Raw genomic sequence first — 5,827 nt, forward strand, 5'->3', positions numbered from 1 at the left:
CCGCGTGGATGGGCGGCAGGCCGGCCACATGGGCCAGCAGGCGCTGCAGGCCGTCGCGTCCACCGGCCTCCAGCCGGATCTCGGGCAGGCTGGTGCGCTGGCGCTCGATGTGGCGGGCCGGCGCATGCACGGTGGCCTGGCCCTCGATCACGGCGGCGCCATGCTGGTTGGTGCAGGCCACGGCCAGCGTGACCTGGCGCTGCTCGGCCTGCTTGGCCAGCACCTCCACGCGCACGGTCAGCCGGTCGCCTGCGGCCAGCGGCGCCAGAAAGCGCAGCGTCTGGCCGACCAGGGTGGTGCCGGGGCCGGGCAGGCGCGTGCCCAGCACCGAGGCCAGCAGCATGCCGCCCCACATGCCGTGGGCGATCAGGGCGGTGTCGTCATCGTCGGCGCCGGCAACCGTGCCAGCACCGGCAGCGGCACCGGCACCAGCGCCGTCGGCCACGGCCGCGCCCGACAGGGCGGCAAACAGGCGCAGGTCCTGGGTGCTCAGCGTGCGTTCCAGGCTGGCGCTGTCGCCCACGTCCAGCTCGTCGAAGCTGTGGTTGCGCAGCAGGGCCAGGTCTTCGGGCGGCAGGGCCGCATCGGAGGCAGGGGAGAGGTTCATCGCTTCTTTCGGGTACCTGTGTGCGCGCGGCTGGCCGGTGCGCGCGGGGTGGGCCTGGCGGCCGGGGCTTCGGGTGGGGCCGCTTCCTGGGGGGCCTCCCTGGCCTGCGCCACCTCCAGCGCCTGCACGAAATGCGCCATGGCCTGCAGCAGGCGCTGGTGCTCGGCATCGCTGAGATTGCCGCCCTGGTTGGCCAGCTCGTCCACCGTGGTCATGCCCCAGCGGATGTCGGCCGCCGGCGAGGCGGCCAGCAACTGGGTGATGGCGGCCATGGCGGCGTCGGGCTCGCGCTGCATCAGCAGGGCCTGGCGGCGCACGATGCGGCGGAACTGCGCCATGTCGGGCGGCACGCCGCCCAGGTGGTCCTGCAGCAGCCGCCAGGCGTGGCGGAAGTGGCGCTCATCGGCCTCGCCACGGGCGCGCAGCACGTGGAACAGGGCGCGGATGACGGCCTCGTACAGCCCGCCCTGGGCCACGCTTTCGTGCAGCCGCGCCAGCTCCTGGCACATGTACTGGCAGTGCTCGGGCGATTCGCCCGGGTGCGGGCGCGGCGGGCCGTCGTCCTGGCGGCTTTGGCCGGCCAGGGCCTGCACCAGGGGCGAGCCATAGATGGCGTGGAACAGCCGCGCCTGCATGGCGTCGCGCTGGTCGCGGTAGGTGTCCAGCATATGCACCACGGCCTGCGACATGGCCTGCTGCGCCTTCAGGAAGGGGTTGTCGGGCTCGACGGGGTGGCGGTCCTCGCGCGCCTGCTCGGCGGCCTGGGCCACGGCAGGGGCCAGCGGGTGGGAGTCCGACCAGTATTCATAGCCCACGCGCAGCGGATGCATGGCCTGCAGCCAGCGCGCCGACAACGGCGTGGACAGGGCCTGCACCCAGGGCTGCACGGTGTTGCGGTACAGGGCGAGGTTGATTTCGGAGACGCGGGCGGCGGCGGCAAAGTGGCGCTCGCTTTCGGGGTCGGGCCGGACGATGTCGCGCACCTCGGCCAGGTCGCTGCGGCGGATCTTCATCAGGTAGGCCGCGTCGGTCAGCTCCTGCGGCGGCACGCCGGCCGGGCGGTCGGCGATCTCGGCGCGGTAGATGCCGGCGGGCAGCAGGTCGATGATGTCGATGTGCGCCGCGAACTCGCGGTGCTCCTTGCGGCCCACGGCGCCCGAGACAAAGATGCCCAGGTGGCCGATGCTGTCGTGCGTGGCGAAGACGATGGTCTGGTCGTGGGCGGCGATGTCCTCGTCATCACGGTACAGGTCGGTGATCCAGCCCAGGGCCTGGCCCGGCGGCGTGATGTTGTCGCCATGCGAGCAGAACACCACGATGGGCGAGCGGATGTTGCGCAGGTCGATGCGCACGCCGTCCGAGGTCGTCAGCTCGGCCGTGGCCAGCCGGTTGCCGATGAACAGGTTGTCCACGATGTACTGCATCTCGCGGCCTTCGAGGAAGACATGGCCGCCCCAGTACTTCTCGAAGCCCAGGTAGCGCGGCCCCTCGGTGTCCACGTCGGCATAGACCTGGTACTGCTTTTCCCACAGCGTGTTGGCGGGGTTGAGGTTCTCGAAGTTCTGCACCAGCCAGGCGCCGTCGAAGCGGCCCGCACCCAGGTCGCTGGTCAGTGCCGTCACCCAGCTGCCGCCCATGAGGCCGCCGCCGTAGCGCATGGGGTTGTCGCCGGCCCAGTACGACAGCGGCGCGCCGGCCACGATGATGGGCCCGAACAGCTCGGGCCAGACGGCGGCCGTCATGAGGATCTGCCAGCCGGCCTGGCAGTTGCCGATGACGGCGGGCTTGCCCCGGCTCTCGGGGTGAAGCTCGGCGACCTTGCGCACGAATTCGGCCTCGGCGCGCATCACGTCCTCGACGGTCTGGCCGGGCACGGGGTCGGGCAGGAAGCCCACGAAGTAGCAGGGATGGCCGGCCTTGAGGGCGGCGCCGATCTCGCTGTCGGGCTTGAAGCCGCCGATGCCCGGGCCGTGGCCCGCGCGCGGATCGACGACGATGAAGGGGCGCTTGGCCGGGTCGATGACCGTGCCCTCCATGGGCGCGATGCGTGCCAGCCCGTAGTTGACGGGACGCGGCAGCTCCAGGCCGGACATCACGATCTCGGCCTGGAAGCTCAGCACATTGGGCACTTCCTCGGCCAGGTGGGCGCGGTACTGGTTGCCGCGCTGGCGCCGGATGTCGGCATACAGCAGCGTGCGCTGCCAGGCATCGGTGGCGTACTGTGCAGCTGCCTGGGGCAGCTTCAGCGGATCGCCCCACAGTGCCCCCACGTCCACGGTGCCGTGGCTATCGAGGTGCTCGTTCATCTGGCCCACTCCTTTAACGGGCATGTCCTGCCCCCTGCTTGCAGATTGCGTGTGAATGGCCGCCAAACGGCCCCGCGCCTGCGGGACCGTGCGGCTTGTGTCAGCCCCTGGGCTCTTCAGCCGTGGGCGGCAGCGTCCCGGGCCGTTTCGGCGGCAGCCGCTGCAATGGGCTGCTGCGCCGCATGGTCGGGCGGGGTGACGGATGGGGTCACGGACTGGGCCATGGACTGCACGGCCGAGGTCCAGCGCGCCAGCAGGTCGCTCCAGGGCACGGCAGTGTCGGCCGCGCCCTGGGCGCCGCCGCTCAGCGTGGCTGCCACCTGCTGCTGCCAGTCGTGCACGGCCTGCTGCACGCCCTGGGCCAGGGTCATCTGGCTGGCCATGGCGGTCTGGGCCAGGGCCTGGGCATGGCCCATGCGCAGGTGGGCGTGGCGCCAGAAGGCTTGGGCGGGCAGGGTGGCCAGCTCCTGCCAGCTGCTGGTCTGCTGCACGCCCTCGATCTCGTTGCCGGTCTCGGCGATGCGCTCGGGGCCGTTGCGTGCGGCATGCTCCAGCCATTGCTGGCCGCTTTCCTGCAGCAGCCGGCTCAGGTGCAGCTGCAGTTCGAGCTGGGCCTTGAGCAGATGGAGGGGAATGGTCTGTGCGCTCATATGGAACTCCTTGCTGGTTGACGTGGAAAGATGCCTTGGTGGCGGAACGAAACTCAGGCCATCTGGCCGATGGTCTTGCGAAAGCGGGCGAGCGTGAGGGCGAACAGCACGGAGCCGATGGCGGCCAGTGCGAGAAAGGGCTTCCAGACCACGTCCAGCCCCGCTCCGCGGTAGAGGATGGCCTGCGACAGCTCGACAAAGTGGGTGGTCGGCGCGGCCAGCATGATGGTCTGCACCAGCTGCGGCATGCTTTCGCGCGGCGTCATGGCGCCCGACAGCAGCTGCAGCGGCAGCAGCACGAGCACCAGCAGCATGCCGAACTGTGGCATGTTGCGCGCCAGTGTGGCAAGGAAGATCCCCAGCGACGTTGTGGCGAACAGGCACAGCGCGGCCCCTGCCAGGAACAGCGGCTGAGAGCCTTCGATGGGAACGCCCAGGGCGCCGCGCACCACGAGGTTGAGCGAGGCAAAGGCGGTGACCAGCACGACCAGTCCCATGGACCATATCTTGGCCAGCATGATCTCGGTCGGTGTCACCGGCATGACCAGCAGGTGCTCCACCGTGCCGTGCTCGCGCTCGCGGATCAGCGCCGCGCCCGTGAGGATGATGGACAGCATGGTCACGTTGTTGATGATCTGCATCAGCCCGCCGAACCAGACCTTGTCCAGCGCGGGATTGAAGCGCGCGCGCACCACCAGGTCCACGGGCAGGGCGGTGGCGCCCCGAAAGCGCCGCACGAACTCGCTGACCTCGGCCGAGACGATCTGCTGCACATAGCTGTTGCCCGTGAAGGCCTGGCTCATGCGCGTGGCGTCCACGTTCAGCTGCAGCTCGGGCGCGCGGCCCGCCAGCACGTCGCGCTGGAAGTTGGGCGGGATGTTGAGCACGAAGGTGTAGGTGCCCGAGTCCATGCCCGGGTCCATCTGCGTGCGGTCGATCATGGCCGGCGGCGCGAACTGCGGCGGATAGAAGGCGCCCGCGATGCGCTGCGACAGCGGCGAGCCGTCCTCGTCCACGATGGCGATGGGCGCGTTGTGCAGGCTCTCGGGCATGGCCGTGGCCGCCGTGTAGATGGAGACCGTGAACACATAGGCGATGAGCACCAGCAGCACGGGGTCGCGCCACAGGCTCCACAGCTCCTTGACGCCCAGCCGGTAGATGTTGGAGAAAAGGCGGGTGCGCATGTCAGCTCTCCTGCTTTCTGGTCAGCGCAATTGCCAGGCCCAGGATCGCCGGCACGGACAGCAGCAGCGGCCCGAACGAGCCGGCCAGCTCCCGAAATCCCAGCGCCTTGCTGAACACGCCGCGGCTGATGGCGATCATGTGGCTGGCCGGATAGACCTCGCCGATGGCGCGGCCCACGCCCTCCAGCGAGGACACGGGGTCGACCAGGCCTGCGAACTGCGTGGTGGGGATCAGCGTGCCGATCAGCACCAGGAACATTGAGGCGATCTGGCTGCGCGTCAGCGTGGAGGCCAGCAGGCCGAAGCCCGTGGAGGCGCCGCTGAAGATCAGCGCCGCCAGGGCCAGCGTGGCAAAGCTGCCCGTCACGGGCACGCCGAACAGGGTGACGGCCATCAGGCACATCAGCAGGAAGTTCAGCATGGCCAGCACCACATAGGGCAGTTGCTTGCCCAGCAGGAATTCGGTGCGCGTGACCGGCGTGACGTAGAGGTTGGTGATGGAGCCGCTTTCCTTCTCGCGCACCACGGCCAGCGCCGTCAGCATGGCCGGCAAAAGCAGCAGCAGCAGGGGCATGACGGCCGGCACCATGGCCGGCAGGCTGCGCACGTCGGGGTTGTAGCGAAAGCGCGTCTGGATGTCGATGAGGCCGGCCGGCGCCACGCCCAGGCGCTCGCGCGCCTGCTCGGTCAGCCAGTGCTGGTGGATGCCCTGCAGGTAGCCGCGCACGGTCTCGGCGCGCGTGGGCATGGCGCCGTCGAACCAGGCGCCCACCTGCACGGAGCCGCCGCGCAGCACATCGCGCGCAAAGCCCGGGGGGATCTCGATGGCCAGGGTCAGCTCGCCGCTGCGCATGCGGCGGTCCAGTGCGTCGTAGTCGGTCAGCGGCGGCTGCTCGATGAAGTAGCGCGAGCCCGACAGGCTCATCGCATAGCTGCGGCTGATGGTGGTCTGGTCGCGGTCCAGCACGGCAAAGCGCAGGTCCTCCACGTCCAGGCTGATGCCGTAGCCCATCACGAACATCAGGATCAGCGAGCCCACCAGGGCCAGCGTGGCGCGCACCGGGTCGCGTTGCAACGCGG

At 70.0% G+C, this 5,827-nt stretch carries 4 protein-coding genes and 1 pseudogene; all 5 read right to left on the reverse strand.

Going from position 1 to position 5,827, the window contains the following annotated elements; translation table 11 throughout:
* Window positions 1-607 (reverse strand): annotated as a pseudogene (locus L995_RS13680) (bifunctional enoyl-CoA hydratase/phosphate acetyltransferase); the annotation flags it as partial.
* Window positions 604-2,913, reverse strand: coding sequence for a DUF3141 domain-containing protein (locus L995_RS13685; RefSeq protein WP_047472286.1), 2,310 nt, complete (start codon window positions 2,911-2,913; stop codon window positions 604-606). The pseudogene L995_RS13680 and the gene L995_RS13685, both read right to left, overlap by 4 nt.
* A 116-nt stretch (window positions 2,914-3,029) precedes the next feature.
* The gene (locus L995_RS13690) at window positions 3,030-3,563 is read right to left on the reverse strand and encodes a hypothetical protein (RefSeq protein WP_016453976.1); all 534 of its coding nucleotides are present in this window, start codon (window positions 3,561-3,563) and stop codon (window positions 3,030-3,032) included.
* Window positions 3,564-3,616: 53 nt separating this feature from the next.
* The gene (locus L995_RS13695; RefSeq protein WP_017405871.1) at window positions 3,617-4,747 is read right to left on the reverse strand and encodes an ABC transporter permease; all 1,131 of its coding nucleotides are present in this window, start codon (window positions 4,745-4,747) and stop codon (window positions 3,617-3,619) included.
* Window position 4,748: 1 nt separating this feature from the next.
* Window positions 4,749-5,827 (reverse strand): ABC transporter permease (locus L995_RS13700; protein ID WP_047472288.1); only part of this gene is annotated, 1,079 nt, incomplete at its 5' end.

Origin of the sequence: Delftia sp. ZNC0008, from assembly GCF_000799035.1 — a bacterium.
Classification (GTDB): domain Bacteria; phylum Pseudomonadota; class Gammaproteobacteria; order Burkholderiales; family Burkholderiaceae_C; genus Comamonas; species Comamonas tsuruhatensis.